We start from the raw sequence: 24,430 nt of genomic DNA on the forward strand, positions 1-24,430 counted from the left end.
GCCACGGCCACGGCATAAGGAGAGATGGACGTGAGACGTCGATCAGTTATCGGGACTTCCCTGGCGATGGTCGTCGCCCTCGGCCTGTCCGCCTGCGGTGGCGGGGACGACGCCGGCGGCTCGGACACCGTGCGCGTGACGCTGGTGAACCACGTCTGGACGGACAACATCAAGAAGGCGCTGCCGGAGTTCGAGAAGCAGTCGGGCCTCAAGGTCGAGGTGACCCAGCTCGGCGAGGACCAGCTCTCCGACCAGTACAACGTCAAGCTGAACGCCGGATCCAGCGACATCGACGTGATGATGTACCGGCCCCTGCAGGAGGGGAAGCTGTTCGCCAAGAACAAGTACCTGGCCGACCTGACCGACAAGGCCAAGTCGGACAGCGCGTTCGAGTTCGGCGACTTCCAGACCGGGCCGGTGCAGGCCACCAGCTACGAGGACAAGGTGGTCGGGGTGCCGATCATCACCGAGCAGGAGGTCCTCTACTACCGCAAGGACCTGCTGGAGAAGTCCGGCTTCACGGCCCCGCCGAAGACCCTCGACGAGCTCAAGGCGCAGGCGGCCAAGGTCGAGGCGGACAACCCGGGCGTGGCGGGCTTCGTGTCCCGCACCGGCAAGGCGGCCGCCGTCACGCAGTTCTCCAGCTTCCTCTACAGCTTCGGCGGCGACTTCGTCGACGCCAACGGCAAGGCGTCGGTCAACACCGACCAGGCCAAGCAGGCGTACGCCTACTACGGCGGGCTGCTGCGCGAGCACGGCCCGGAGAACATCAGCACCGACATGAGCTGGTCCGAGGCGATGGCGATCTTCACCCAGGGCAAGGCGGCCTTCTACACCGAGGCCAACTCGCTCTACAAGAACGCCACCGACCCGGCCAAGTCGAAGGTCTCCGAGACCGTCGGGTTCGCCGCCTTCCCGGCCGGCCCGGCCGGCTCGAAGCCGTACAACATCCCCTCGTGGGCGCTCGGCGTCAACGAGACGTCCAAGAACCAGGACAACGCCTGGAAGTTCATCCAGTGGGCGGCCGGCAAGGAGCAGGCGCTGGCGCAGCAGAAGGCCGGCGTCCCCAGCGCCCGCACGTCCGTCTGGGAGAACCCGGAGGGCTCGGCGAGCTACCCGAAGGACCTCGCCGAGGCCACCACGGTCAGCACCGCCAACGGCGTGGGCCACGACCGTCCGCTGGTCGTGAAGGTCGCCCAGGCGCGGGAGATCGTCGGCCAGCCGATCGTCGACGCGATCACCGGCAAGGACGCGGCCGCCTCGGCGGACGCGGCCAACGAGGCGTTCCAGAAGTTCCTCGACGACGAGGCGAAGTAGCCCGAAGCGTAGGTGGCGGAGCCGACCGGCTCCGCCACCTAGCGTCGGGACGCTGGCCCTGACCCCCCACCCGGAGACCTCATGTCAGCCGTCACCACACCAGTCAAGAGATCGACCGAGGCGCGTCCGGCCTCCCCGGAGACCTCGGCCTGGTCGCGCTGGGCCAACGAGCACCGCAAGTGGCTCTTCGCGGCACCCGCCATGGCGTTCGTCGCCGTGCTGATCGTCTTCCCGGTGGCCTGGACCGGGTACCTCAGCCTGACCGACGCCGAGGGCTCGGTACGCGCCGAGAGCGAGTTCATCGGCTTCCAGAACTACCTCGACGTGCTCACCGACACCGACCGCTTCTGGCCGGCCGTGTGGCGCACCGCCCTCTTCACCGGCGTCGTGCTCCTCTTCGAGGTCGTGCTCGGCATGGCGATCGCCCTGCTGCTGTGGCGGCCGTTCCGCGGTGAGAAGTGGGTCCGCGTCGCGATCCTGCTGCCGCTGGTCGCCACCCCGGTCGCGGTCGGCATGATGTGGCGGCTGATCTTCGACCCCAACATCGGCATGGCGAACCAGGTGCTCGGCTGGGTCGGGATCGGCCCCCAGCCCTGGCTGTCCGGGCAGAGCTCGGCCCTGCCCACGACGATGTTCATCGACATCTGGCAGTGGACGCCGATGGTCGTGCTGATCCTGCTCGCCGGCCTGACGTCGCTGTCCGACGAGCCGCAGGAGGCGGCGCTGATCGACGGCGCCAGCACCTGGCAGCGGTTCCGGCACGTCACCCTGCCGCTGCTGATGCCCACCGTGATCGTCGCGGTCCTGCTGCGCGGCATCGACGCCCTGAAGACCTTCGACATCCTCTACGCCACCAAGGGGCGCGGCGGCGGGTCGTTCCACGAGGTGGAGACCCTCAACGTCTACGCCTACGGCCTCAGCTTCGACTACAACGACTACGGCGTCTCGTCGACGGTCCTCATCATCTTCTTCCTGATCATCATCGGGGTGATGTGGGCCCTGACCTACCGCAAGAAGGGGCTGGACCGATGAAGCCGAGCAGGCCGTTCAAGGTCTTCCGGGCGGTGGCCCTGGTCGTCGTGGTGTTCTCGCTGATGGCGCCGCTGCTCTGGATGATCCTCGCGTCGCTGAAGACCAACGTCGACATCTACGACACCGACAAGGCGTTCTCCTTCTCGCCCACCCTGGACAACTACGGCAACGTGCTGGAGCAGGCGAACTACGTCCAGTTCATCGGCAACAGCCTCTGGGTGGCGTTCGCGGCGACCGTGCTGTCGCTCCTGCTCGGCGTGCCCGCCGCGTACTCGATGAGCCGCTTCAACATGAAGAAGTCCGCGCTCGTCGTGCTCATGGCCCGGGTCATCCCCGGCGTCTCGCTGCTGGTGCCCTGGTACTACGTCTTCTCGAACCTGCAGATGGTCGGCGGCTTCACCGTGCTGATCCTCAGCCACATGTTCGTGTCGCTGCCGCTGATCGTCTACATCATGATGGGCTACTTCGACGGCCTGCCCGCCGAACTCGAGGAGGCGGCGCTCGTCGACGGGCTGACCCACATCGGCGCGTTCCGGCGGATCACCCTGCCGCTGTCGGTGCCCGGCATCGCCACCGCGGGGATCCTGTCCTTCATCTTCTCCTGGAACAACTTCATGTTCGCCCTCGTGCTCTCCGGTGCCGACACCAAGACGCTCCCCGTGGCGATCTTCGACTTCGTCGGCTACGCCAGCATCGACTGGGGCGGCCTGATGGCGGCGGCCACCGTGGTCACCGTGCCGATCATGGTGATCGCCCTGTTCGTGCAGAAGTACATCGTCTCCGGCCTGACCGCCGGCGCCACGAAGGGCTGAGGACGCCATGACGACAATCGAAAAGGTCGAGACCTTCCTCGTCGCGCCGCGCTGGCTGTTCGTCCGGGTGCAGACCTCCTCCGGCATCGTCGGCTGGGGCGAGGCGACCTGCGAGGGCCGCTCCGAGACCGTCCGCACCGCCGTCGAGCAGCTCAGCGAACTGCTCATCGGCCAGGACGCGCTGCGCATCGAGGACCACTGGCAGGTCATGACCAAGGGCTCGTTCTACCGGGGCGGGCCGATCCTGGCCAGCGCCGTGTCCGGGCTCGACCAGGCGCTGTGGGACATCGCCGGCAAGCACTTCGGCGCGCCGGTGCACCAACTGCTCGGCGGCCCGGTCCGGGACCGGATCCGGGTCTACGGCTGGGTCGGCGGCGACGAGCCCGCCGAGGTCCGCGACCAGATCGCCGCCGCCGTCGAGACCGGCCTGACCGCGGTGAAGATGAACGCGTCCGGGAAGATGAGCCCCGTCGCGTCGGTCGCCGAACTCGACGGCGTGGTCCAGCGGGTGGCCGCCGCCCGCGAGGTGCTCGGCGACGAGCGGGACGTGGCGGTCGACTTCCACGGCCGGTTCACCCTCGCCACCGCCCGCCGGGTCGCCCCGCTGCTCGAGCCGTACCGGCCGTTCTTCCTGGAGGAACCGGTGGTCCCGGAGAACTCGCACCTCATCGGCGAGTTCGTCCGCTCCACCACCACGCCGGTGTCGACGGGGGAGCGGCTCTACAGCCGGCAGGAGTTCCTGCCGGTGCTGCAGGCCGGCATCGCGGTCGCCCAGCCGGACCTCTCGCACGCCGGCGGCATCACCGAGGTCCGCAAGATCGCCGCGCTGGCCGAGGTGTACGACGTGCAGCTCGCCCCGCACTGCCCGCTCGGCCCGATCGCCCTCGCGGCCTGCCTCCAGGTCGGCTTCGCCACGCCGAACTACCTGATCCAGGAACAGAGCATCGGCATCCACTACAACCTCGGCGCCGAGGTGCTCGACTACTGCCTCGACAAGACCCCGCTGACGTTCGTCGACGGGTACGTCGAGCGGCTCACGGCGCCCGGACTCGGCATCGAGATCGACGAACACGCCGTGCGAACGGCGGACAAGCGCGGCCACGCGTGGCGCAGCCCCACATGGCGGCACCGTGACGGCTCCTACGCGGAATGGTGATCACATGACCCTCGACCTCACCGCCGAACTCACCGACGCCCGCATCCTCGCGGTCATCCGGGGCACCGACACCGCCGGCGCGATCGCCGCCGGCACCGCCCTGCTGGAGGAGGGCGTACGCCTCGTCGAGGTGGCCCTTACCACGCCGGACGCCGTGCGGGCCGTCGAGGCGCTGCGCGGGGTCGCCCCCGCCGGCTCCCTGGTCGGCGCCGGCACCGTGCTCACCGCCGCCGACGTGGCCGACGTGGCCGCCGCGGGCGCCCAGTTCGTGGTGACGCCGGCCGTGGTCGAGTCGATCCCCGAGGCGGCCCGCCGGGGCATCCCGGTCGCCGCCGGCGCGTTCACCCCGACCGAGGCGTACACCGCCATGCGGATGGGGGCGTCGGCGATCAAGCTGTTCCCGGTGTCGGTCGGGGGCCCGGCGTACCTCAGGGCGGTGCGCGACCCCTTCCCGGACATCCCGTTCGTCGCGGTCGGCGGCGTGGGCCTGGCCGACGTGCCCGGCTACCTGAAGGCCGGCGCGATCGCGGTCGGCGTCGGCGGGCCGCTGGTCGGCGACGCCGCCTCCGGCGGTGACCTGGACGCGCTGCGGGCGCGGGCCCGCACCTACCTCGCCGCCGTGCGGCAGCCAGCCGCGTCATGACCGCACCCGACCTGCTCACCTTCGGCGAGACCATGGTGTCGCTGCGCTCCGCCGGCCCGCTCGCCGCCGGCGGGCCGCTGACCATGCACCTGGCCGGCGCCGAGTCCAACGTGGCGGTGGGGGTGGCCCGGCTGGGCCACCGGGCCGCCTGGGCCGGCCGGGTGAGCACCGACGAGTTCGGCGAGTACACGCTGCGGCAACTGCGCGCCGAGGGCGTCGGTGTCGACGGCGTGACCCGCGACCCGGACCGGCCGACCGGCCTGATGTTCCTGGAACAGCGCACCGCCGACCTGACCCGGGTGCAGTACCACCGGGCCGGATCGGCCGGGTCGGCGCTGCGCGCCGACGACCTGCGGGCGACGCTGGCCGCCGGAGCCGGAGTGCTGCACCTGACCGGGATCACCCCGGCGCTGTCCGACACCGCCCGCGCGGCCACCCGCTGGGCCGCCGAGGCCGCCGCCGAGGCGGGCATCCCCGTCTGCCTCGACGTCAACTACCGCGCCCGCCTCTGGTCCCGCGACGCCGCCCGCGAGGTGCTCACCCCGCTGGCGGCGTACGCCTCGGTCGTCATCGCCTCCGCCGACGAGCTCGACCTCGTCGGCGACCCGGAGGCCGACGAGTCCACGGTCGCGGCGGACCTGTTCGGGCGGGGCGTGGACACCGTCCTGGTCAAGCTGGGTGCCGACGGGGCCCGGGCGCACACCCCGGACGGCGTCCAGCACGTCGGGGCGCTGACCGTGACCGCGGTCGACCCCGTCGGCGCCGGGGACGCGTTCACCGCGGGCTACCTGTCCGGCTGGTTCGACGGGCTCGACCTGGCCGGTCGCCTGCGCCGCGCGGCCACCCTCGGCGCCTTCGCGGTCTCCAGCCGAGGCGACTGCGAAGGGTTGCCCCGCCGCGCCGAACTGTCCCTTCTCGACGGCCACGAGACGGGCAGCGTTCTCCGTTAGCCGCCCCGCGCACCTGTAGCAGAAAGGCATCCCGTGAAGATCGTCGCCGCTGACGTCATCGTCTCCAGCCCCGACCGCAACTTCGTCACCCTGAAGATCACCACCGACGACGGGATCACCGGCCTGGGCGACGGCACCCTCAACGGCCGCGAACTGTCGGTCGCCTCGTACCTGCGCGACCACGTCGTCCCGCTGCTGATCGGCCGCGACCCGCACCGCATCGAGGACACCTGGCAGTTCCTGTACCGCTCGGCGTACTGGCGGCGCGGGCCGGTCACCATGGCGGCCATCGCGGCCGTGGACGTGGCGCTGTGGGACATCAAGGCCAAGGCCGCCGGCATGCCGCTGTACCAACTGCTGGGCGGGGCCTCCCGCACCGGCATCATGGCCTACGGCCACGCCTCCGGCCGCGACATCCCGGAGCTGTTCGACTCGATCCGCCGGCACCTGGAGCTCGGCTTCCGGTCGATCCGCGTGCAGACCTCCGTGCCGGGCATCAACGCCGTGTACGGCGTCGCCGCCCAGCCCAGCGCCGACGGCAAGCGGTACGACTACGAGCCGGCGCAGCGCACCCCGCTGCCGGCCGAGGAGGACTGGGACACCCGCGCCTACCTGCGCCACCTGCCCGGCGTCTTCGAGGCGGTCCGCAACGAGTTCGGCCCGGAGCTGCCGCTGCTGCACGACGGCCACCACCGGATGACCCCGATCCAGGCCGCCAAGCTGGGCAAGGCCCTGGAGCCGTACGACCTGTTCTGGCTGGAGGACTGCACCCCGGCGGAGAACCAGGAGGCGCTGCGGTTGGTCCGCCACCACACCACCACCCCGCTGGCGATCGGCGAGATCTTCAACACGGTGTGGGACTACCAGACCCTCATCCGCGAGCAGTTGATCGACTACGTCCGGTCCGCCGTCACCCACACCGGCGGCATCACGGCCATGCGCAAGCTGCTCGACTTCGCCGCCCAGTACCAGATCAAGTCCGGCATCCACGGCCCGACCGACATCTCGCCGGTCGGCATGGCCGCGGCGCTGCACCTGGACCTCGCCATCCACAACTTCGGCATCCAGGAGTACATGCAGCACGGGCCGCTCACCAACGAGGTCTTCCGGCAGTCGTTCACCTTCACCGACGGCTACCTGCACCCGGGCGAGCAGCCGGGGCTCGGCGTGGAACTCGACGAGGAAGCCGCCGCGAAGTTCCCGTACGTGCCGGCCTACCTGCCGTTCAACCGGCTCAAGGACGGGACCGTCCATGACTGGTGAGAGCCGCCCGAGCACTCCCGCCGCGACCCGGCACGTGGTCGTGATGGGGGTGTCCGGGGCCGGCAAGACGACCGTGGCCCGGGGCATCAGCGCCCGTACCGGGCTGACCTTCGCCGAGGCGGACGAGTTCCACTCGCCGGCCAACGTGGCGCGGATGCGAGCCGGCGTGCCGCTGGACGACGCCGCGCGGCTGCCCTGGCTGCGCGACCTGGCCGGGTGGATGGCGGCCCGCTCCGCCGAGGGCGTGTCGACGGTGCTGGCCTGCTCGGCGCTGAAGCGCTCCTACCGCGACGTGCTGCGCCAGGGTCCGCCGAGCGTCGAGTTCGTCCACCTGGACGGGCCGGCCGAGGTGATCCGGGACCGGATGGCCCGGCGTGCCGGGCACTACATGCCGGCGAGCCTGCTGGAGTCGCAGTTGGCGACCCTGGAGCAGCCCCATCCGGACGAGTCGGTGCTGGTGCTCGACGTCTCGCTGACGCCGGACGAACTCGTCTCGGCGGCGGTCGACGGCCTCGGCCTGCACACCGGCGTCCCCGCCGGCGGGTAGCCACGGCCCGGTCGCGGCGCCCAGGCCCGCGACCGGGCGTCACCCTTGCCCCGCTGATCCCCGCGCCGGCCGGGCAGCCCGGAACGCCAGGCCGGGCGTCACCCCGGCAGCGCGTCGAGGTAGACCCAGCGCCCGTCCTCGCGGACGAACCGGCTGCGCTCGGTCTGCGTCCCCGGCCGGCCGCCGGCGCGGTAGTGGGCGCGGAACTCGACGACGCCCGTGGCGTCGAAGAGGCCGCCCCGGTCGGCGTCGACGATCTCCAGCCCCGTCCAGCGCTGGCCCGGTTCCAGGTCGAGCCGGCGCGGCCGGGTCGAGGAGTGCCAGCTGCGCAGCAGGTACGCGGTGTCGCCGACGGCGAAGGCGCTGTACCGCGAGCGCATCAGCGCCTCGGCGGTCGCCGCGTCGGCCTCGCCCCGGTGCAGTCGCCCGCAGCACTGCGCGTACGGCCGGGCGGACCCGCACGGGCAGGTCCGGTCGGGGTCGTCGGCCGCGCTCCGGCGGGGTCTGGTCGCCACCGGCCCATTCTGGCCGACGGTCCGCCGCGACCGGCGTCCGGACCCGGCTCGCGGGCGTCATCCGTGACGCCCGGCAGTTCCGCTCCCCGCTCCGGCACGGCGCGGCACGCGGTCGGTGCGGTCCGCCGCCGGAACCCCGGGGCGTCCTACGCGAAGTGGGTGATGCCGCACCCGCCGTGCGGGCCGGTCAGCGGCCGCTCGTGCGGGCTGTCCGCCGGTTGCCGAAGGACTCCATGGTCGTCGCCTTGCGGGCCGGTGCCTTCGCGGCCGCGCCGGCACGGGTCGCGGCGGCCTTCGCCGTCTTCTTCGCGGGCGCCTTCTTCGCCGGCGCGCTCGTGGCCGGCGCCTTCCGGGCGCGGGTGGGGGCCGCCGTGGCGGAGGTGGCCTTCTTCCGGGCCACCCGCGGCGTCGTCGATGTCGGCTTCTCACCCGGGGTCTTGGCCGCGGTCGTCCCGGTGGCCCGCTTCGTGGCCGTCGCCACCTTCTTCGCCGCCGCCGTCCGCTTCATCGGGGCCTTGCGCGCCCCGGTGGCCTTCCTGGCCCGTCCTGCGTCCGCCATCGTCGCTCCTCGGGAATCGGCCCTGGGCGCACCGTCTTCCCCAGGCCCCGGCGGTCAAACGCCGGTCGGCGTCGGGCGTCTGGCCCGGCCGGACGGCACGCGCGGACGTTTCCCGCCCAGTGACGTGCGTCTACGTGGTGGTCCAGCCCGGGGCGGATGCGCGGTCAGAGCCAGCCGGAGCGGCGGAAGAGGCGGTGCAGGGTGACCGCGACCAGTGCCATCAGGCCCAGCGCGGCCGGGTAGCCGTAGCGCCAGTTCAGCTCGGGCATGGTGGCGAAGTTCATGCCGTAGATCCCGGCGATCCCGGTCTGGGTGGCGGCGATGGCGGCCCAGGCAGCGATCTTGCGCATGTCGTTGTTCTGGTCCACCGCGAGCTGCGCCAACCGGGACTGCAGGATCGAGTTGAGCAGGTCGTCGTAGGCGGCGACCCGGTCCACCGCCCGGGTCAGCCGGGCGTCCACGTCGACGAACCGGCGGCGCAGGCCGCGCGGCGGGTTGTCGGCGCCCTCGTCGAGCAGCGACCGCAGCGGCGCCTGCAACGGCTGCACCGCCCGCTTGAACTCCACGATCTCCCGCTTGAGCTGGTAGATGTGCTGGATGTCGGCGGACCGGTCGCGCGCGAAGACCGTCTCCTCGACCCGTTCCAGGTCCCGCTCCACGTGCCCGGCGACCTCCAGGTAGAGGTCGACCATCCGGCCGCAGACCGCGTACGCCACCGCCCACGGGCCCTCCGCGAGCACTGCCGGGCGGCCCTCGACGTCGGCGCGGACCGAGGTGAGCGCGCCCGCGGCGCCGTGCCGCACGGTGATGACGAAGCGGTCACCGAGCAGCACCATCACGTCACCGGTGTCGATCACCTCCGAGGTGTCGGTCAGCTCGGCGTGCTCCACGTACCCGGCGGTGCGCAGCACCAGCAGGGTCACGCCGCCGTCGCGCCGCACCGTGGGGCGGTGGCCGTCGGCGAGCGCCTGCTCGACCGTCAGGTCGTCCAGCCGGAACGTGCGGCCGACCGCCGCCATCACCGCCGGGTCCGGCTCGTGCAGACCCAACCAGACGAAGGCGCCGCGGCTGCGGCGACTGCGGGCGTACGCGTCGGCGTAGTGCGGGCGGCCCGGCTCGCGCCGTCCGTCGACGTAGACGGCACAGTCCACCACGGCGTCCGGATTGGACCGTCGCGGCTCCCGCTCGCGCTGCCCGGGGACCGGCCGGCCGAGCAGCCGATCGAACACGGCCGACAACCGGAGCCGCTCCCTCACCCGCTGCGCCACCCGTCCACCTCCGCGTCGCCGGCATCCGCGCCGACACCGTACTCGGGCCCGGCGAATCCTGAGTCACGGCACCCGGGTGGCGAAGACGACGACGTTGTCGACGTAACTGCCGACGCGCCGGTCGAACCGGCCGCCGCAGGTGATCAGGCGCAGGCCGGCCGCCCCGCTGGGGCCGTAGACCAGGTCGGTGGGGAAGCGGTCCTTCGGGTACGACGCGACACCGTCGACGGCGAACGTCGCGACGCTGGCGTCGGCGCGGGTGATCCGCACCGTGTCGCCGGCCCGGAGCCGGCCGAGGTCGAAGAAGACCGCCGGCCCGGCGGCGGAGTCCACGTGCCCGACGATCACCGCGTTGCCGGTCTCGCCGGGGCTGGCTCCGTGCCGGTACCAGCCGGCGAGGGTGGGCCGGTCCAGCGGTGGCACCTCCAGGCGCCCGTCGGCGTCGGCGCCGACCGGGACGATCGGGGCCCGCACGTCGATGGCCGGGATCCGCACGTCCACCGGTTCGGCCCTGCCCAGCGGCGGCACCGACGGCGCGGGGCGGGCCCCGGGCGGCGCGTCGGCGGCCCCGGGCCGGGGCGGGCGCGGCGGGGTCGCTGCCACCCCGGCGGTGACCAGGGCGAGCCCGGTGGTGCCGAGCAGGGCGACGACCGCGACCGCCCACCCGGGCCTGCGCCAGGACACGTTCCCACCTCCGTACGCGTTCGCCCGGGTGCCCGCTCCGGCGTTCACCGGTGCGGGCACCCGTCGCAGGGATGGACGGCTCGGCCGTCGGTCAGAGCGTGGCGCCGGCCATGTGGCGTCGACGGCGGGCCAGGATCAGGGCGCCGCCGGCGGCGGAGCCGAGCAGGACGCCTCCGGCGGCGAGCGCGCCGGCCCCGTCGGTGCCGTCGCGGCCGCCGGCCTGGGCGCCGCCGATCGGGGTGACGGTGAACGTCGCGCTGCCGGCCGCGCTGCCGTCGCCGCAGGTCGCGGTCACCGTGTAGGTGCCCAGAGTGAACCCGGCGGTGAAGAGTTCCGCGCTCAGACCGCCGCCGGCCGCCGCCGTGGTGGACCGGACGTTCTGGTCGCGGTCGGGACCGGTGACATGGAAGATCGCGTCGCCGGACTTGGGGTTGCACGTCGTCGCGGTGAGCACGACCGTCCCGCCGACCGGAGTGGTGGCAGGTGACACGACGGTGTCGGCCAGCGCGGCGCCCGGGAGCAGAAGCGTGCTGAGACCCACGCCGACCGCCGCCGATACGAGAACTGTTGTGACCTTCATACGCGTCTTCCCTCACTTTTCGTCCGCTGACTGCGTGGGACGTCGTTCGGGTGGCCAACTCCGTGACTAGCACCGGTGTGACCAACCCTAGGAGGGTTGAACCCCCGATCGGGTGAAAACGAGAAACCCTCGTTGCCGTCACGTGTCCACCCCGGAAGCGGAGGGAGCAGCGGAAATGCCGGCACGGCCCGCCCGCGAGGGTTGGCCGGGGTCGATGCCGTCAGTGCCGGGCTGTCGGGGCTGGGTCGGTCTCGGCCCGTTGCGGGGGCGATGCGCGGGGCTGGCCGGTCTCGTCCGCGCCACCACCGTCGCCCTGCGCACCGGTGATGAGGTGTTCAACCCGCACGGAAAAGTGCCCTCCGGAACAGGCAGATGAGACCTCGAGAAATCTCGTCGTGCCAGCCCGGAGGGCACTTTTGCGTTCCCGGCCTACCGGCCGGGTGGCCCTCGAGAAAGGTCGAGGCTAACAGGTTGACGAACTGGAAATCCGGATCTTGTCAACGGTGCCGTACTGGGACAGGTAGAGCGGACTGTCCGGGCGGAGGCATACCTGCCTTCCGTTGGTGAAGTGGAAGTAGGCGACATCGTCGTTGCGAGAGTTGAAGGCGTAGGCGGAGCCGCGGCTTGACGAGCCGAGTGTCTGCCAGGTGCTGGTAACGTCCTGATACGCCGCGGTCGGTCGCTGCGCCGTCCAGTCGCTGGGGGTGAGGTAGAAGCACACGCGCGGATAGGTGCACCCGTAACGAGTGCTGGCCTGGGCGGCCACCGGAACCGCCAGTGCGCCGGCGACCAACGATGAGGCGACAACCGCAGCTGAGGCGACGACTCTCTTCAACATGTAGTAGACCTCCCCGTGCGTACCGCCCCCGTGGCAGTACGCATTTAAGGTGACATATGTAACTAATTATTGTCAATGGCTGCGTACCATTGGTGGTCCGTCCGGTGTCGAGACGCCGCCCGCCAGTGTCGCGCGAATCCCGCGTGCCCGGTGCCGGCCGGGCCGATAGGGTCGCCCGGTGACAGAGATCAGGACCGAACGGCTGCTGCTGCGGAGTTGGCGGGATTCCGACCTCGCCCCGTGGGCGGCGATGAACGCCGACCCCGAGGTGCGCGAGCACCTCGGCCCGCTGCTCGGTGCCGAGCAGGCCGCCGCCTCGGCGCGGTCGTTCCAGGCCGCCATCGACACGCTCGGGTACGGCTTCTGGGCCGTCGAGGTCCGCGACGGTGGACGGTTCATCGGCTTCGCCGGCTTGGACCGCGTCGACGACGGGCTCCCGGTCAGCGGGGTGGAGGCCGGGTGGCGGCTCGCCCGCTCCGCCTGGGGCCACGGCTACGCCACCGAGGCGGCCCGGGCCGCCCTGCGGTACGGCTTCGACACCGTTGGGCTGCCGGAGATCCTGGCGATCACCACCGCGACGAACGTACGCTCCCAGGCGGTCATGCGCCGCCTCGGCATGACCACCGACCCGGCCGACGACTTCGACGACCCGGACGTCGAGTCCGGCCCGCTGCGCCGGCTGGTCGTCTACCGCACCCGGGCGGGGGACCGCTGATCACCTGACGCGCCGCCCGGTCGGCCGGCGTGCCGGTCAGGGCAGGACAGCCGTCCGTTCCGGTGCCGTGCGGAACTGCCGGTCGATCAGGGCCAGCAGGGCGGCGTGCGTCTCCGCGTCCGCCGCGACGAGCAGCCCGCCGACGCCGGTGTGCAGGGGCTGCCCCCGCAGGCCGGTGACCACGCACCCCGCGGCCTGGCACAGGGCGATGCCGCTGGCGAAGTGCACGCTGTCCCGGACGTCCCGGTCGGTGACGTACGCGGCCCGCCGCCCGGCGGCCACCCACGCCAGGGCCAGCGTCGTGGAGAGCACCCGGGGACGGAACCGCGCGGCGAACTCCGGATCGGCGAGCAGCCGCAGCGCGTCGAACACGGGGGCGTTCGGGAACGGCGGGTCGAGGTCGACGTCCACCAGCCGCGACCGGGCCGACGGCACCAGGGCCTCGTCGACGCCGTCGCGGCGCACGTGGGCGCGGCCGTTCCCGACCCAGAACAGCTCCTCGGCGAGCGGGTCGGCGGCCGCCGCGGCGGTGATCTCCGCGTCGACGCGCAACGCCACGTTCACCGCGGCGAGCGGTGTCCGCGCCGCGTAGTTCAGCGTGCCGCAGAGGGGATCGACCAGCCAGGTCCGGGCCGCCGAGCGGGAGCCGCTGTGCCCGCTCTCTTCCCCCAGCACGGCGTCGTCCGGCCGCGCACCGCCCAGGACGTCGAGGATGGCCTGCTCCGACTCCAGGTCGGCCGCGGTGGCGAAGTCGCCGGGGTCCTTGTCGAACCGGTCCAACGTGCCGCCGTAGCGGGCCCGTACGACGGCCGCGCCGGCCTCCGCCGCGGCGATGGCCAGATCGGGGTCGGTGTACGCCATGGCTGCACAGTAGACCAGCGCCCGCCGGCGCCGGCGAACCCGTCCTCAGCCCCGCACGGCGGGGTCGGTCACCCAGCCGGCGAGCAGCACCAGCCCGGTGAACCGGTGCACGGCGAGGAACCCGAAGGGCCGGTCGACGTCGAGGCGCACCCGCCGCCTGCGCGCGGTGAGTCGCGGCGGGGCGGCGCCCGCCCGCATGGAGAGGGCGGTGACCACGGCGGCGCGGAAGCCCGTCGCGCTGAAGGTGGCCGTCGCGCTCTGCCGCGCCTGCGAGACGGACAGGAGCCGGGCGATGCCGGGGAAGTGGTCGCCGTCCCCGGTCGCGGTCGCCAGGCCGAACGTCACCGGCCGCTTCAGCAGGTCGTGGTCGGCGGAGACGGTGAAGCCGACCGTGGAGACGTACAGCTCCGGCCGGTCGTCGTGCGCCTCCACGACCTGTTCGGTGACCCCGGGGCCGGCGGCGACGGGCAGCGCGGACGGCGCACCGAGGCCGCCGATCGCGGCGGGCAGCACCTCCGCCGCCGTGCGCCCGGGCGCGCCCAGGGCGAGCACCACGTCGACGTCCTCGGTGCCGCGCACGGTCAGCAGGCTCAGCGGGCCGGCGGCGGTGTCGGCGACCCGGAGCGCGTCGAGGTCGTGGCTCAGCCGGCCCAGCCCGGCGAGCCGGCGGCCCCGCCACGGCCCGCCGGCCGGCTCGCACCGGGCGTCCCGGAACGGCTCGGCCCACTCGGTCAGCAGCGACAGCGCGCTGGCCAGGACCATCGCGGTGTCCGGGGTGACCTGCACCGGCATCCGGGGGACCAGACCGTCGGTGTGGGTGGCGGCCCACTCGTCGAGGGCCCGCTGGTCCTGCGCCTCGTCCCCGGTCAACTCCCCGCGCATGGCCGCCGGCACCTCCCGCAGCCACCGGTCGGTCAGCCGGAGGTCCCGCCGCGCCCAGGTGGCGAGCGCGAGCCGGGTGGTGGGGGAGCGGTCCAGGTCGAACCGCGCCGGGTCGGGGGCGACCGCGAGCAGCTCGTCGCGGACCGGCCCGGCGGCGTAGGGGGCGAGCAGCGCCAGCAGCGGGTACACGCCCGCGCCGGACACGACGGTCTGCTCCCCGTCCAGCGTGGACGCCCAGCGGGCGGTGAGCGCGTTGGCGGCCGTGGTGCTCATGCGGTGCGGACCCTCCGGTGGTGGCGACGGTGCCCGTCGGGGCGACCGCCGGCACCCTACCGCCGTCCGGCGCCCGGCGGGTGCCCGCGACCGCCGGCCCGGCCGGCCGGTGGCCGGTCGTCGGGGAGGGTGTGGCAGCGTGGTCGGCGTGACCGTCTCCGCACCGCTGGACGTCGACCTGGCCCTGGTCGGCGGCGGCGGTGCCGCGTCGCTGGTGCTCGCCGCCTTGGACCGGCACGGTGTGCGTGACCTGCGGGTCGCCGTCGTCGACCCGGTCCACCGGCGCGGCCAGGACCGCACCTGGGCGTTCTGGGACCACCCCGGCAACGACCTGGACCCGCTGCTGGCCGCGAGCTGGCAACAGGTCGAGGTCGCGACGCCCGCCGGCCGCCGCGTCCTGGACCTCGCCCCGCTGCGGTACGCCATGCTGCGCTCGGGCCCGGTCTACGACCGGGCTGCCGAGGCCGAGCGGCGGCTCGGCATACGGCGGATCGTCGCGCCCGTCGACACCCTGCACGACGACGGCGGGCACGTCACGGTGCACGTCGGCGGGGGCGGGCCGGCGCTGCGCGCGTCCTGGGTGCTGGACTCCCGGCCCCGGCCGCCCCGTCGGCCCGGCCGCACCAACTGGCTCCAGCACTTCCGGGGCTGGTGGCTGGAGTCCGAGGCGCCGGTCTTCGACCCGGCCCGGGCCGTCCTGATGGACTTCCGCACCCCGCAGCCCGCCCGGGGCGTGTCGTTCGGTTACGTCCTGCCGGTCAGCGACCGGTACGCCCTGGTGGAGTACACGGAGTTCTCACCCGACCTGCTCAGCGACGCCGGGTACGACGCCGCGCTGGCCGGCTACCGCGACCTGCTCGGCCTCGACCCGGCGCGGGTGCGGGTGCGGGAGGTGGAGAACGGCGTGATCCCCATGACCGACGGCCCGTTCGACGCCCGGCCCTCGCCCCGGGTGGTCCGCCTCGGCACGGCGGGCGGCGCCACCCGGCCCTCCACCGGCTTCACCTTCTCCGCCATGCGCCGCCAGGCCGAGCAGGTCGCCGCTGCCCTCGCCGCCGGCCGGCCGCCGGTACCCGGGCCCGCGTACCCCCGCCGTCACCGCTGGATGGACGCGGTCGCGCTCCGGGCGCTGGACGCCGGCAGCGTCGGCGGGCCGGAGTTCTTCGCCCGGCTCTTCGACCGCAACCCGGCCGAGCGCGTGCTGCGGTTCCTCGACGGCGCCACCACCCCGGCGGAGGAACTGGTGGTGATGAGCTCCACCCGGCTGCTGCCGATGGTCGCCGCCGCTGCCGGCGACGTCGGCGCCCGGCTCCGGGACCGCCTCGACCCGGCTCGCCGGTCGGCGACGTGACGGTCCCGCCGCCGGTGCCCGGCGGCCGGACCGACGGCGACGGCTGACGGCGGGCGTGCGGTTGTCCTGGTAGGCGTGGCGGCCGGGCCGGCCCTCCCGTCCGAGGATCGACAGCCACGGCGCCGGGTCGGCTGCCCCGACGGCGGGAGAGCGGGTCGGGATTCGGTAGGTTGCCGACATGGCGGACGAGACGGCCGGCAGGGTCGTGCAGATCTGGACCGACGGGGCGTGCAGCGGCAACCCCGGTCCCGGCGGGTGGGGTGTGGTGCTGCGCTACGGCGCGCACGAGCGGGAGCTCTGCGGCGGCGAGGCGACCCCGACCACCAACAACCGGATGGAGCTGATGGCCGCCATCCAGGCCCTGGAGAGCCTGACCCGGCCGGTCACCGTCGAGTTGCACACCGACAGCACGTACGTGCGCAACGGCATCACCAGCTGGCTCGCCTCGTGGAAGCGCAACGGCTGGCGGACCGCCGCGAAGCAACCGGTGAAGAACGCCGACCTGTGGCAGCGGCTGGAGGCCGCGTGCGCCCGGCACCGGGTCACCTGGCTGTGGGTGAAGGGGCACAACGGCCACCCGGAGAACGAGCGCGCCGACGCGCTGGCCAACCGCGGCATGACCGAGGCCCGCGCCGACGCGGTCCCGGCCGGCCGCTGACCGGTCGGCCGGCGGCCGGCCGGCGTCGCGGACACTACTCGCGGTTCGGGTCGACGGTGCCGGAGACGTCGGCCACGTCGTAGCCGGCGCGGCTGACCTCCCGGGCCGAGCGCCGGTCCTCGGCCGGCAGGTCCGCGAAGTCGTCGCCGGTGTCGTCGGTGCCGCTCAGGGACTCACCCGGCGGACGCAGCGACGCCTGCATGGCCGTCGCGCCGTCCGGCTCGTCGGTGGCGGCCCGGTCGGTACGGTTCTGTTCGGTCATGCCGCCCCTCCTGCCCCCGTGGGGTGATCGCAAACGCCCGGTCCCGGGCTCAACGCGCCGCGTCCGGGTGACCCGGCATGCCGGACCCGCCGCTGGAACTGCCCGACGCGCCGCCCGCCACGCCGGACCCGTCGTCCTCGGTGACCAGGTCGGGCTTCGCCGTCGTGTCGTCCGGCGCCGGGACGTCGGTGTCCGCCTCGACCTGGACCAGCCGGGGCTGGTCGGCCTCGTCCTCGGCGTGCGCCGGGTCGACCGGCAGCTCGCCTTCGCGTGCCCGATACCCCACCGCTGCCTCCCCGTCGCCGCCGTGCCGTTCGGTCCCGGCTACCCGGCGCCGACGGGGTGAAACGTCGACCCGCCGCGGCACCGGACGGTGGCCGGCGGGCGGGAGCGGGGTCAGTGCCGCCGCGTGGGGCGGCCGGGTCGCCCAGGGGCGCGCGGCGGGCGGCGCACCGGCGTGAGCGCCAGCGGCGACCAGTGCCCGGGGCGCATCCGGCCGGGCGGCAGTGCGGTGCGCTGGTCGCCCCGGGCCGCGTCGAGCTGCGACTGGTGCAGGAACAGGCTGCCGGACAGGTCCGCGCCGCGGAGGTCCGCCCCGCGCAGGTCTGCGCCGGTCAGGTCGGCCAGGCCGAGGTCGACGCCGCGCAGGTCGGCCCCGATCAGCAGCGCCCCGCGCAGGTTCGCCCGCCGCAGGTCGACCCGGCGCAGGTCGACGCCGAACAGTTGGGCACCCCGCCGGTCCGCACCGGCCCGGCCGCCCCGCGACCGGGCCGCGTCCCCGGCGCGCGACAGCAGCGGGTTGACCCGCCCCCGGTACGCGTCCACGTCGAGCGCCCGCAGTGTCTCCGGGAGCTCCCGGGTCAGCCGCTCGGTCTCGGCGAGCGCGCCGGCCAGCTCGTCGCGCAGCGGCTGCGGCGGGCGCAGCGCGAGCGCCTCGGTCAGGCACCAGAGCAGCTCGTGCAGCGGCCGCATCACCGCGAACGTGTCGAACATGCTCGACGCGGTCTCCGGCGCGTCGCGCCAGTCCCGCCCGCCGAAGGTGTGCTGGGCCACCCGCTGCCCGGCACCGAAGCAGTCGAAGACGGTGCAGCCGGGGAAGCCCCGCTCGCGCAGGTCGGCGTGGATGCCGCAGCGCGAGTCGGCCCCCAGGTTCGGGCAGGGGCGCCCGGCCGGCTTGTCGATGGCGAAGTCGGCCGACGCGGAGAAGGCGGGCGCGACGCAGCAGAGCCCGAAGCACCGGGCGCAGTCGGCGCGCAGGTCGTCCGCCGCCGACGGTGACGACCGGGGTGTTTCCGACACGCTGACCGTTCTCCCGCCGATCGTGACCCTTCCACTCGCCGGGACGCGGGCGGACCTCCCATTGTCCCGCGCGGCGCTGGTGGCCCGCCCGGCGGGCCGGGCCACCAGCGCCGAGCGCGCGTCGGGCCCCGCCCGCCCCGCCACGAAACGCTCAGACCCGGGTGACGCGTACGGCGTCCGCGACCACGTAGCCGGTGCCCGAGGTCCACCGGCTCACACCCACCTTGTTGCCGTCGCCCCGGGCGAGGGTGAAGGTGCCCAGCGAGGACCACTTCCCGCCGTTGCTCCGCTGGTCGACGTGCACCGTCTTGTTGCCCGTCGAGGTGGCCACGATGTAGGGGGTGGCGGCGCTGTTGCCGGTGGACGCCGGGTACCAGACGTCGACCCGGTAGGTGCCGGTCTCGGGGACGTCGACCTTGTACCAAGCGACGTCGCTGGCGGCGACCGGGACGGCCCGACGGTAGCTGGTGCCGTACCGGCCGGTGAGGCTGGACGAGACGGCCCAGTTGCTGCTGGCGGTGAAGCGCCCGGCCGTGGTGTTGTCCACCACCGTGCTCCACGGGCTGAAGTACGTCGACCAGAGGTTGTGCGTCGGCCAGCTGGTCACCTGGCGGGAGGCGGCCCACAGCGCGCCGTCGATGTCGCCGTAGTTGAGGCCGGAGGGATCGTCGCGCTGGTTGAACAGCGCCGCCCAGCTCATGCCCTGGTAGCTCTTGACCAGCAGGGTGTAGGTGCCGGCCAGGCTGCCGGTGTGCCAGATGTTGTACTTCGTCCCGCCGCTGGTGGCGAAGGGGCGCACGGCCCAGCCGAGGCCGTAGTACCAGCCGTTGCCGTTCACGCCGGTCGAAGGCACCGCGGTGACCTTGGCCAGCGAGGCGCCGTCGAGCACGCCACCGGCCCCGTCGAGCATGGTGGCCCAGCGGACCATGTCCACCGCCGAGGCGACCCACCCGCCGTTGGCGTCGCGCAGGCTCATGCTGAAGGTGCCGTACGGGGCCGGCACGATGGTGCCCGAGTCGTCCAGCACGGTGCGCCCGGTGTACTGCGACCGGTAGCTGACCTCGCCGGCGAGCCGCGTCAGGGCCTTCCCGTGCGCCATCCGAGTGATGCCCAACGGCGCGAGGAGCTTCTGCTTGACGTACGCCTCGTAGGACAGGCCGGTGACCTTCTCGACGACGCGGCCGGCGAGGAAGTAGCCGTAGTTGCTGTACGCCACGGTGCTGCCCGGGTTGTGTTGCAGCGGCTGGCCGGCCATGTAGCGCAGGACGTCCTCCTTGCGCAGCTCCAGCGGCACGCCCAGCGCCTGCGCGATGACGTGGTCCCGGCCGTGCAGGGGATCGAAGGTGAGGTCCCGGTCCCAGCCGCCGAGGTGCTGCAGCAGCCGCCGCAGGGTCACCTGCGGCAGCCTCGGGTCGACGGACTGCCCGGTCGGCGGGATGAAGTCCAGCACCGAGGTCACCGGGTCGTCGAGGCCGACCAGGCCGTCCTGCGCCAGCCGGAGCACCGCCGCCGCGGTGAGCGACTTGCTGAGGCTCGCGATGCGGAACAGTGACGTCGGCTGGATCGTCTCCGCCGAGTTGTTGCCGTAGCCCCGGGCCAGCACGAGCCGGCCGTTGTACGCCACCGCAAGCTGCCCGGCGCTGACACCGCGCGCCTGCATGAACGACTTCATGGCGTCGTCGAAGCTGCTCAGCCCGGCAACCGCGGTGCCGGTGGCGACCCACCCGTCCGCCGCCCGCGCCGGCCCGTGGAGCAGCGTGCCGGCACCGGCGGCACCGGCGCCGGCCGCGCCGACGAGCTTTCCGAACGTCCTCCTGCTGACTGTCCGCACGACATCTCCCCGTGTAGTTGATCTAGCTGGGGAGACCCTACAAGAGGACTCGAGATTGGACAGTCCGGTCGACGGCCGTCACGTCACTCTCGCACCGACCGCCAGTCGTGGGAGGAGCGCGTTGGCCTGCGGTCCCATCAGCAACATGCCGCCGTCGAGGGGCCAGGACGCGCCGGTGACGTACGCGGCGGCGGGCGAGGCAGGCCTTGCCGATGCCGGAGTCGGCGCCGGTGACGACGGCGATTTTCGGGTAGCTCTCGTAACGCGCTGGCATGGTGCCGCACTACCCGTTCCATGCGGATGCAGCCATACGTTGATCCCGGCCCATGCGGGGGATTGCCCACGTCGATGCGCTCTGCCATTCTCCACCGTGGACGCTGCCAGCGACGGTCGCCAATCCGGAGGACCGTGCGGCGGCCCCTATCTGCCGGAGGGACCCTCGTGAAGCGCAGACGTCGCCACCTGCTCGTGGGACTGGCGGTCGGTGCCCTGGTGGCATCGACCGGTCTCGTCGGAATCCACTTCGCCGGCGCCCAGGTGCCGGCTCCCGCCGCCGCGTCCGGCGACGGGGAGATGCCCGGCGCGCTCGGCGCCCACATGGAACGGCTGCGCCAGGCCGTGCCGGGCAACGACGGCATGTCGCCGGACGGCCCGGGCAACGCCGCGCAGCAGGAGTTCCTGGAGCGCGCGTACCCGGCCAGCACGATCAGCATCGCCCAGATGGACCGGTCGAAGGCGGCGTACTCGGCCGCGGAGCGGCGCGCCGACGGCAGCCGGGACTGGGTCAACGTCGGCCCGAGCGAGGCCCTCTACCCGTTCACCGAGTTCCGCAACGCCGGCAACTACGTGCCGAACGCGTACGTCGCGGGCGGCCGGGTCACCTCGATCGACATCGCGCCGGACTGCAACGCCCTGCTCTGCCGGGCGTACGTCACGCCGGCCGGGGGCGGCGTCTGGGGCACCCTGAACGTCCTCGCGCCCGAGCCGAAGTGGTTCTACCTGGGCGGGCCGCTCGGCATCAACGCCGCCGGCTCGGTCAAGATCGACCGTAACGACAAGACCGGCCTGACGATCTACGTCGGCACGGGCGAGGCCAACACCTGCGCCTCCGGCTGCGTCGCCGGCGTCGGGCTCTACAAGTCCACCAACGGTGGGGTCACCTGGAAGGGCCCACTGGGCAAGGACGCCCTGGCCGGCAAGGGGATCGGCGAGATCACGATCAAGCCCGGCGACCCGAGGACGCTCTACGTCGCCACCACCACGGCACTGCGCGGCATGTCCGGCTCCTGCTGCACCGGCGTCACCCGGCCGGTGCCCGACGCCGAGAAGTGGGGCCTCTACAAGTCCACCGACGGCGGCGCGAGCTGGAGGTTCATCCACAACGGCTCGGCCGACGCCACCCAGTGCACCGGCAACGCCGCGGAGTACGCCAACACCGCCGCCTGCTCGCCGCGTGGGGTGCGCTACGTTAAGCTCGACCCGCGCGACGCGAACGTCGTCTACGCCTCCTCGTACGCCCGGGGCGTGTGGCGCTCGGCGGACGCCGGCGCCACCTGGACGCAGATCAAGCCGTCGCTGAACCCGGCCGTCTTCCAGACCCGGGCCGCGATCGACGTGACCGCCCTGCCGAACGGCAAGACCCGGATGTACGTCTACGAGGGCAACATCGGCAACCCGTACTCGCGGCTGTTCCGCAGCGACGACGTGGCCGGCGGCGCCCCCGCGTTCGCCGACCTGACCAGCGCCAACCCGGCAGACCCGGGCTTCGCGACCTACAACCAGTGCACCGGCCAGTGCTGGTACGACGTCTTCGTGCACACCCCGGCCGGGCATCCGGACATCGTCTACACCGGCGGCGCCTACGTCTACGGCGAGACCGTCGCCCACAAGCGGGCGGTGGTGCTGTCCACCGACGCCGGGGTCAGCGGCACCGACATGACCTACGACGGCACCGACGAACTGCACCCCAACGGCCTGCACCCCGACCAGCACGCGCTGGTCACCAACCCGCGCAACCCGTACCAGTTCTTCGAGGCCAACGACGGTGGCGTGATGCGCTCCAGCGGCCAGTTCGTGGACCGCTCGGCCTGGTGCGACAACCCGGACCGCAACCTGACCACGCAGGCGCAGAAGGACCGCTGCAAGCAGATGCTGTCGCGGATCCCGTCGAAGCTGGACGGCATCAACAAGGGCATGAACACGCTGCAGTTCATCAGCCTGTCGGCCAGCCCCCACGACCACACCCTGCTCCAGGGCGGCACCCAGGACAACGGCACCTGGGAGAACAAGGGCCAGCGCACGCGCTGGGAGAACACGATGATCGGTGACGGCGGCGCGTCCGGCTTCGACGTCGGCAAGCCGGAGTTCCGCTTCCACACCTTCTACGACGCCTCGCCCGAGGTGAACTTCGACAACGGGGACGTGGGCAGCTGGATCTCGATCTCCGACCCGATCTTCGGGCACCCGGGCACCCTGTTCTACGCCCCGGTGATCAGCGACCCGAAGGTCAGCGGCACGATGTTCGCCGGCACGTCCCGCACCGTCTACCGGACCAAGACGTTCGGCCTGGGCGACCGGAGCCTGGCGGAGGCCGACCGGATCTGCAACACCTGGACCGGCACCTTCGAGGCGCAGTGCGGCGACTTCGCGCCGCTGGGCACGGTCAACCTGACCGACGCCGCGTGGGGCGACCGGGCCGGCGGCGCCGTCTCGGTGGTCGAGCGGGTCGCCACCGACTCGTCCACCGCGTACGCGGCCACCAGCACCGGCCGGGTGTTCGTGTCCCGCAACGTCGACGCCGAGCCGGCCTCCGCGGTCACCTGGACGCGGATCGACACCGCCGCCACGCCCAACCGCTTCGTCACCAGCATCCACGTCGACCCGGCCGACCCGGCCCGGGCGTGGGTCTCCTACAGCGGGTTCAACTCGAACACCCCGGCCACGCTCGGCCACGCGTACGAGGTGAAGCTTGGTGGTGCCGGCGCGACCTGGGCCGACCGGTCGTACGACTTCGGCGACCAGCCGATCACCGACCTGGTCCGCGACGACGTCACCGGCGACCTCTACGCGGCCACCGACTTCGGTGTCCTGCGGCTGGCCAGGGGCAGCACGACCTGGGTGAAGGCGGCCCGTGGCATGCCGAACGTCGAGGTCGCCGGGCTGACCGTCGTGCCCGGCAAGCGGGTGCTCTACGCCGCCTCGCACGGCCTGGGCGCCTGGCAGCTCGCGCTCTGAGGAAGTCGACCATCGGCAACGACCGGGTGAGGGGCCGCGCGAGCGGCCCCTCACCGCTGCCCGAGGCGGCCGGCCGGGCCTGGCGCACCCTCGGCGCGGCGTTCGTCCTGCTCGTCTTCGTCCCGCCGCTGCTGCTGCTGATCTCCGGCTCGCTCACCGAGCCCGGCCTGCCCCCGCCGCCCACGCCGCGGCTGGTGCCGGAGCCGGTGTCCACCGTCGGCTACCAGCAGGCCGTCGAGTGGGGCGGGCTGCTGCGGGCCTCGCTCAACTCGGTCCTGGTGGCGGTCGTCGCGGTGCCGCTGAGCGTGCTCGTCGCCGCGCTGGCCGGCTTCGCGCTGGCCCGGCTCGCCCCGCGCACCACCGGCGTCGTCGTGGCGGCCTCCCTGGTCGCGCTGATGGTGCCGGCCACGGCGCTGCTGGTGCCCCGGTTCGCGATCTTCCGGATGCTCGGCCTGACCGACACCCTGGTGCCGTTGATCGCCCCGGCGTTGCTGGGTACCTCGCCGCTCTACGTCCTGGTCTACTACCTGGCCTTCCGGGCGCTGCCGGCGGACCTCTACGACGCCTGCCTGGTGGAGGACCTCTCGCCGATGCGCACCTGGTGGCGGGTCGCCCTCCCGCTGGTCCGCCCCGTCACGGCCGGCCTCACCGCGCTCACCTTCGTGCTCACCTGGTCGAGCTTCCTCGACCCGCTGGTCTACGTCTACGACCGCGACCTGTTCACCCTGCCCCTGGCGCTGCGCTCCCTGTCGGTGCTGGACCCGACGAACTTCCCGGTGTTCCTGGCCGGCGCGGTGCTGGCCACGGTGCCGGCGCTGGCCGTCTTCGTGCTCGCCCAGCGGCGCTTCCTCCACCACGACGACCCGACGGGACGAGACTGACGATGCGACCGGAGACAGA

General features: G+C 73.2%; 24 protein-coding genes and 1 pseudogene. 13 read left to right on the forward strand and 12 right to left on the reverse strand.

Annotated elements, in window-relative coordinates; translation table 11 throughout:
• The first annotated feature begins 30 nt into the window (after positions 1 to 30).
• From ACGF5C_RS12310 to ACGF5C_RS12345, 8 genes are all read left to right on the forward strand, one after another.
• Positions 31 to 1,317: an ABC transporter substrate-binding protein gene (locus tag ACGF5C_RS12310; protein ID WP_393300284.1), complete on the forward strand. Its 1,287-nt coding sequence runs from the start codon at positions 31 to 33 to the stop codon at positions 1,315 to 1,317.
• A gap of 81 nt (positions 1,318 to 1,398) precedes the next feature.
• Positions 1,399 to 2,349, forward strand: a complete 951-nt coding sequence (locus ACGF5C_RS12315) for a sugar ABC transporter permease (protein ID WP_363706493.1) — start codon at positions 1,399 to 1,401, stop codon at positions 2,347 to 2,349.
• Positions 2,346 to 3,161 carry a carbohydrate ABC transporter permease gene (locus tag ACGF5C_RS12320; protein ID WP_393300287.1) on the forward strand — a complete coding sequence of 272 codons (816 nt, stop codon included), beginning with the start codon at positions 2,346 to 2,348 and terminating at the stop codon, positions 3,159 to 3,161. Before ACGF5C_RS12315 ends, ACGF5C_RS12320 begins: the two co-directional genes overlap by 4 nt.
• Before the next feature lie 7 nt (positions 3,162 to 3,168).
• Complete coding sequence (gene dgoD, locus ACGF5C_RS12325) at positions 3,169 to 4,317, forward strand: galactonate dehydratase (RefSeq protein ID WP_357461346.1); 1,149 nt, start codon at positions 3,169 to 3,171, stop codon at positions 4,315 to 4,317.
• A 4-nt stretch (positions 4,318 to 4,321) separates the two neighbouring features.
• Positions 4,322 to 4,960, forward strand: coding sequence for a bifunctional 4-hydroxy-2-oxoglutarate aldolase/2-dehydro-3-deoxy-phosphogluconate aldolase (locus ACGF5C_RS12330; RefSeq protein ID WP_393300290.1), 639 nt, complete (start codon positions 4,322 to 4,324; stop codon positions 4,958 to 4,960).
• Complete coding sequence (locus tag ACGF5C_RS12335) at positions 4,957 to 5,910, forward strand: sugar kinase (protein WP_393300293.1); 954 nt, start codon at positions 4,957 to 4,959, stop codon at positions 5,908 to 5,910. The genes ACGF5C_RS12330 and ACGF5C_RS12335 overlap by 4 nt, the downstream gene beginning before the upstream one ends.
• Positions 5,911 to 5,943: 33 nt before the next feature.
• A complete protein-coding gene (gene manD / locus ACGF5C_RS12340; protein ID WP_350708225.1) occupies positions 5,944 to 7,173 on the forward strand; it encodes a D-mannonate dehydratase ManD in 1,230 nt (409 codons plus the stop codon).
• Positions 7,163 to 7,720: a gluconokinase gene (locus ACGF5C_RS12345; protein WP_393300296.1), complete on the forward strand. Its 558-nt coding sequence runs from the start codon at positions 7,163 to 7,165 to the stop codon at positions 7,718 to 7,720. Before manD ends, ACGF5C_RS12345 begins: the two co-directional genes overlap by 11 nt.
• 98 nt (positions 7,721 to 7,818) lie before the next feature.
• Here the strand turns inward: ACGF5C_RS12345 and ACGF5C_RS12350 are convergent, their stop codons facing one another.
• The 6 genes from ACGF5C_RS12350 to ACGF5C_RS12375 form a co-directional block, all read right to left on the reverse strand.
• Entirely contained in the window at positions 7,819 to 8,235 is a 417-nt protein-coding gene (locus tag ACGF5C_RS12350) for a YchJ family protein (RefSeq protein ID WP_393300299.1), read from the reverse strand.
• A 187-nt stretch (positions 8,236 to 8,422) separates the two neighbouring features.
• The gene (locus tag ACGF5C_RS12355) at positions 8,423 to 8,794 is read right to left on the reverse strand and encodes a hypothetical protein (protein WP_393300303.1); all 372 of its coding nucleotides are present in this window, start codon (positions 8,792 to 8,794) and stop codon (positions 8,423 to 8,425) included.
• Positions 8,795 to 8,958: 164 nt separating this feature from the next.
• Positions 8,959 to 10,062: a magnesium and cobalt transport protein CorA gene (locus tag ACGF5C_RS12360; RefSeq protein ID WP_393300306.1), complete on the reverse strand. Its 1,104-nt coding sequence runs from the start codon at positions 10,060 to 10,062 to the stop codon at positions 8,959 to 8,961.
• Positions 10,063 to 10,125: 63 nt separating this feature from the next.
• Positions 10,126 to 10,746 carry a class F sortase gene (locus tag ACGF5C_RS12365; RefSeq protein ID WP_393300308.1) on the reverse strand — a complete coding sequence of 207 codons (621 nt, stop codon included), beginning with the start codon at positions 10,744 to 10,746 and terminating at the stop codon, positions 10,126 to 10,128.
• Positions 10,747 to 10,837: 91 nt separating this feature from the next.
• Complete coding sequence (locus tag ACGF5C_RS12370; protein ID WP_393263980.1) at positions 10,838 to 11,326, reverse strand: hypothetical protein; 489 nt, start codon at positions 11,324 to 11,326, stop codon at positions 10,838 to 10,840.
• A gap of 463 nt (positions 11,327 to 11,789) precedes the next feature.
• On the reverse strand, positions 11,790 to 12,164 hold the full coding sequence (locus tag ACGF5C_RS12375) for a hypothetical protein (protein WP_393300311.1): 375 nt from the start codon (positions 12,162 to 12,164) through the stop codon (positions 11,790 to 11,792).
• A 178-nt stretch (positions 12,165 to 12,342) separates the two neighbouring features.
• Between ACGF5C_RS12375 and ACGF5C_RS12380 the strand changes: the two genes are divergently transcribed.
• Positions 12,343 to 12,879 (forward strand): GNAT family N-acetyltransferase, encoded by a 537-nt coding sequence (locus ACGF5C_RS12380; RefSeq protein WP_393300314.1) that lies wholly within the window; start codon positions 12,343 to 12,345, stop codon positions 12,877 to 12,879.
• 36 nt (positions 12,880 to 12,915) lie between these two features.
• Here ACGF5C_RS12380 and ACGF5C_RS12385 read toward each other — a convergent pair whose 3' ends face one another.
• Together ACGF5C_RS12385 and ACGF5C_RS12390 are read right to left on the reverse strand one after the other, a co-directional pair.
• On the reverse strand, positions 12,916 to 13,740 hold the full coding sequence (locus ACGF5C_RS12385; RefSeq protein ID WP_393300317.1) for an inositol monophosphatase family protein: 825 nt from the start codon (positions 13,738 to 13,740) through the stop codon (positions 12,916 to 12,918).
• 45 nt (positions 13,741 to 13,785) lie between these two features.
• A complete protein-coding gene (locus ACGF5C_RS12390) occupies positions 13,786 to 14,895 on the reverse strand; it encodes a hypothetical protein (protein WP_393300320.1) in 1,110 nt (369 codons plus the stop codon).
• Positions 14,896 to 15,024: 129 nt separating this feature from the next.
• Here ACGF5C_RS12390 and ACGF5C_RS12395 point away from each other — a divergent pair.
• Positions 15,025 to 16,293: pseudogene (locus ACGF5C_RS12395) on the forward strand (lycopene cyclase family protein).
• Positions 16,294 to 16,424: 131 nt separating this feature from the next.
• Positions 16,425 to 16,904 carry a ribonuclease HI gene (gene rnhA / locus ACGF5C_RS12400; RefSeq protein WP_393300323.1) on the forward strand — a complete coding sequence of 160 codons (480 nt, stop codon included), beginning with the start codon at positions 16,425 to 16,427 and terminating at the stop codon, positions 16,902 to 16,904.
• Positions 16,905 to 16,938: 34 nt separating this feature from the next.
• Here rnhA and ACGF5C_RS12405 read toward each other — a convergent pair whose 3' ends face one another.
• The 4 genes from ACGF5C_RS12405 to ACGF5C_RS12420 form a co-directional block, all read right to left on the reverse strand.
• Positions 16,939 to 17,166: a hypothetical protein gene (locus ACGF5C_RS12405; RefSeq protein WP_393300326.1), complete on the reverse strand. Its 228-nt coding sequence runs from the start codon at positions 17,164 to 17,166 to the stop codon at positions 16,939 to 16,941.
• A gap of 49 nt (positions 17,167 to 17,215) precedes the next feature.
• Positions 17,216 to 17,452, reverse strand: a complete 237-nt coding sequence (locus ACGF5C_RS12410) for a preprotein translocase YidC (RefSeq protein WP_393300329.1) — start codon at positions 17,450 to 17,452, stop codon at positions 17,216 to 17,218.
• Positions 17,453 to 17,562: 110 nt separating this feature from the next.
• Positions 17,563 to 18,465: a pentapeptide repeat-containing protein gene (locus ACGF5C_RS12415; RefSeq protein ID WP_393300331.1), complete on the reverse strand. Its 903-nt coding sequence runs from the start codon at positions 18,463 to 18,465 to the stop codon at positions 17,563 to 17,565.
• A 151-nt stretch (positions 18,466 to 18,616) separates the two neighbouring features.
• Entirely contained in the window at positions 18,617 to 20,296 is a 1,680-nt protein-coding gene (locus tag ACGF5C_RS12420; RefSeq protein WP_393300334.1) for a serine hydrolase, read from the reverse strand.
• A gap of 441 nt (positions 20,297 to 20,737) precedes the next feature.
• On the opposite strand from ACGF5C_RS12420, the gene ACGF5C_RS12425 reads away from it, so the two are divergent.
• Both ACGF5C_RS12425 and ACGF5C_RS12430 read left to right on the forward strand, forming a co-directional pair.
• Positions 20,738 to 23,530 carry a WD40/YVTN/BNR-like repeat-containing protein gene (locus ACGF5C_RS12425; protein WP_393300337.1) on the forward strand — a complete coding sequence of 931 codons (2,793 nt, stop codon included), beginning with the start codon at positions 20,738 to 20,740 and terminating at the stop codon, positions 23,528 to 23,530.
• Between the two features lie 26 nt (positions 23,531 to 23,556).
• Entirely contained in the window at positions 23,557 to 24,411 is an 855-nt protein-coding gene (locus tag ACGF5C_RS12430) for a carbohydrate ABC transporter permease (protein ID WP_393300340.1), read from the forward strand.
• The last annotated feature ends 19 nt before the right edge of the window (positions 24,412 to 24,430 follow it).

It is taken from the genome of Micromonospora sp. NPDC047620 (genome assembly GCF_043205005.1).
Lineage (GTDB): Bacteria > Actinomycetota > Actinomycetes > Mycobacteriales > Micromonosporaceae > Micromonospora.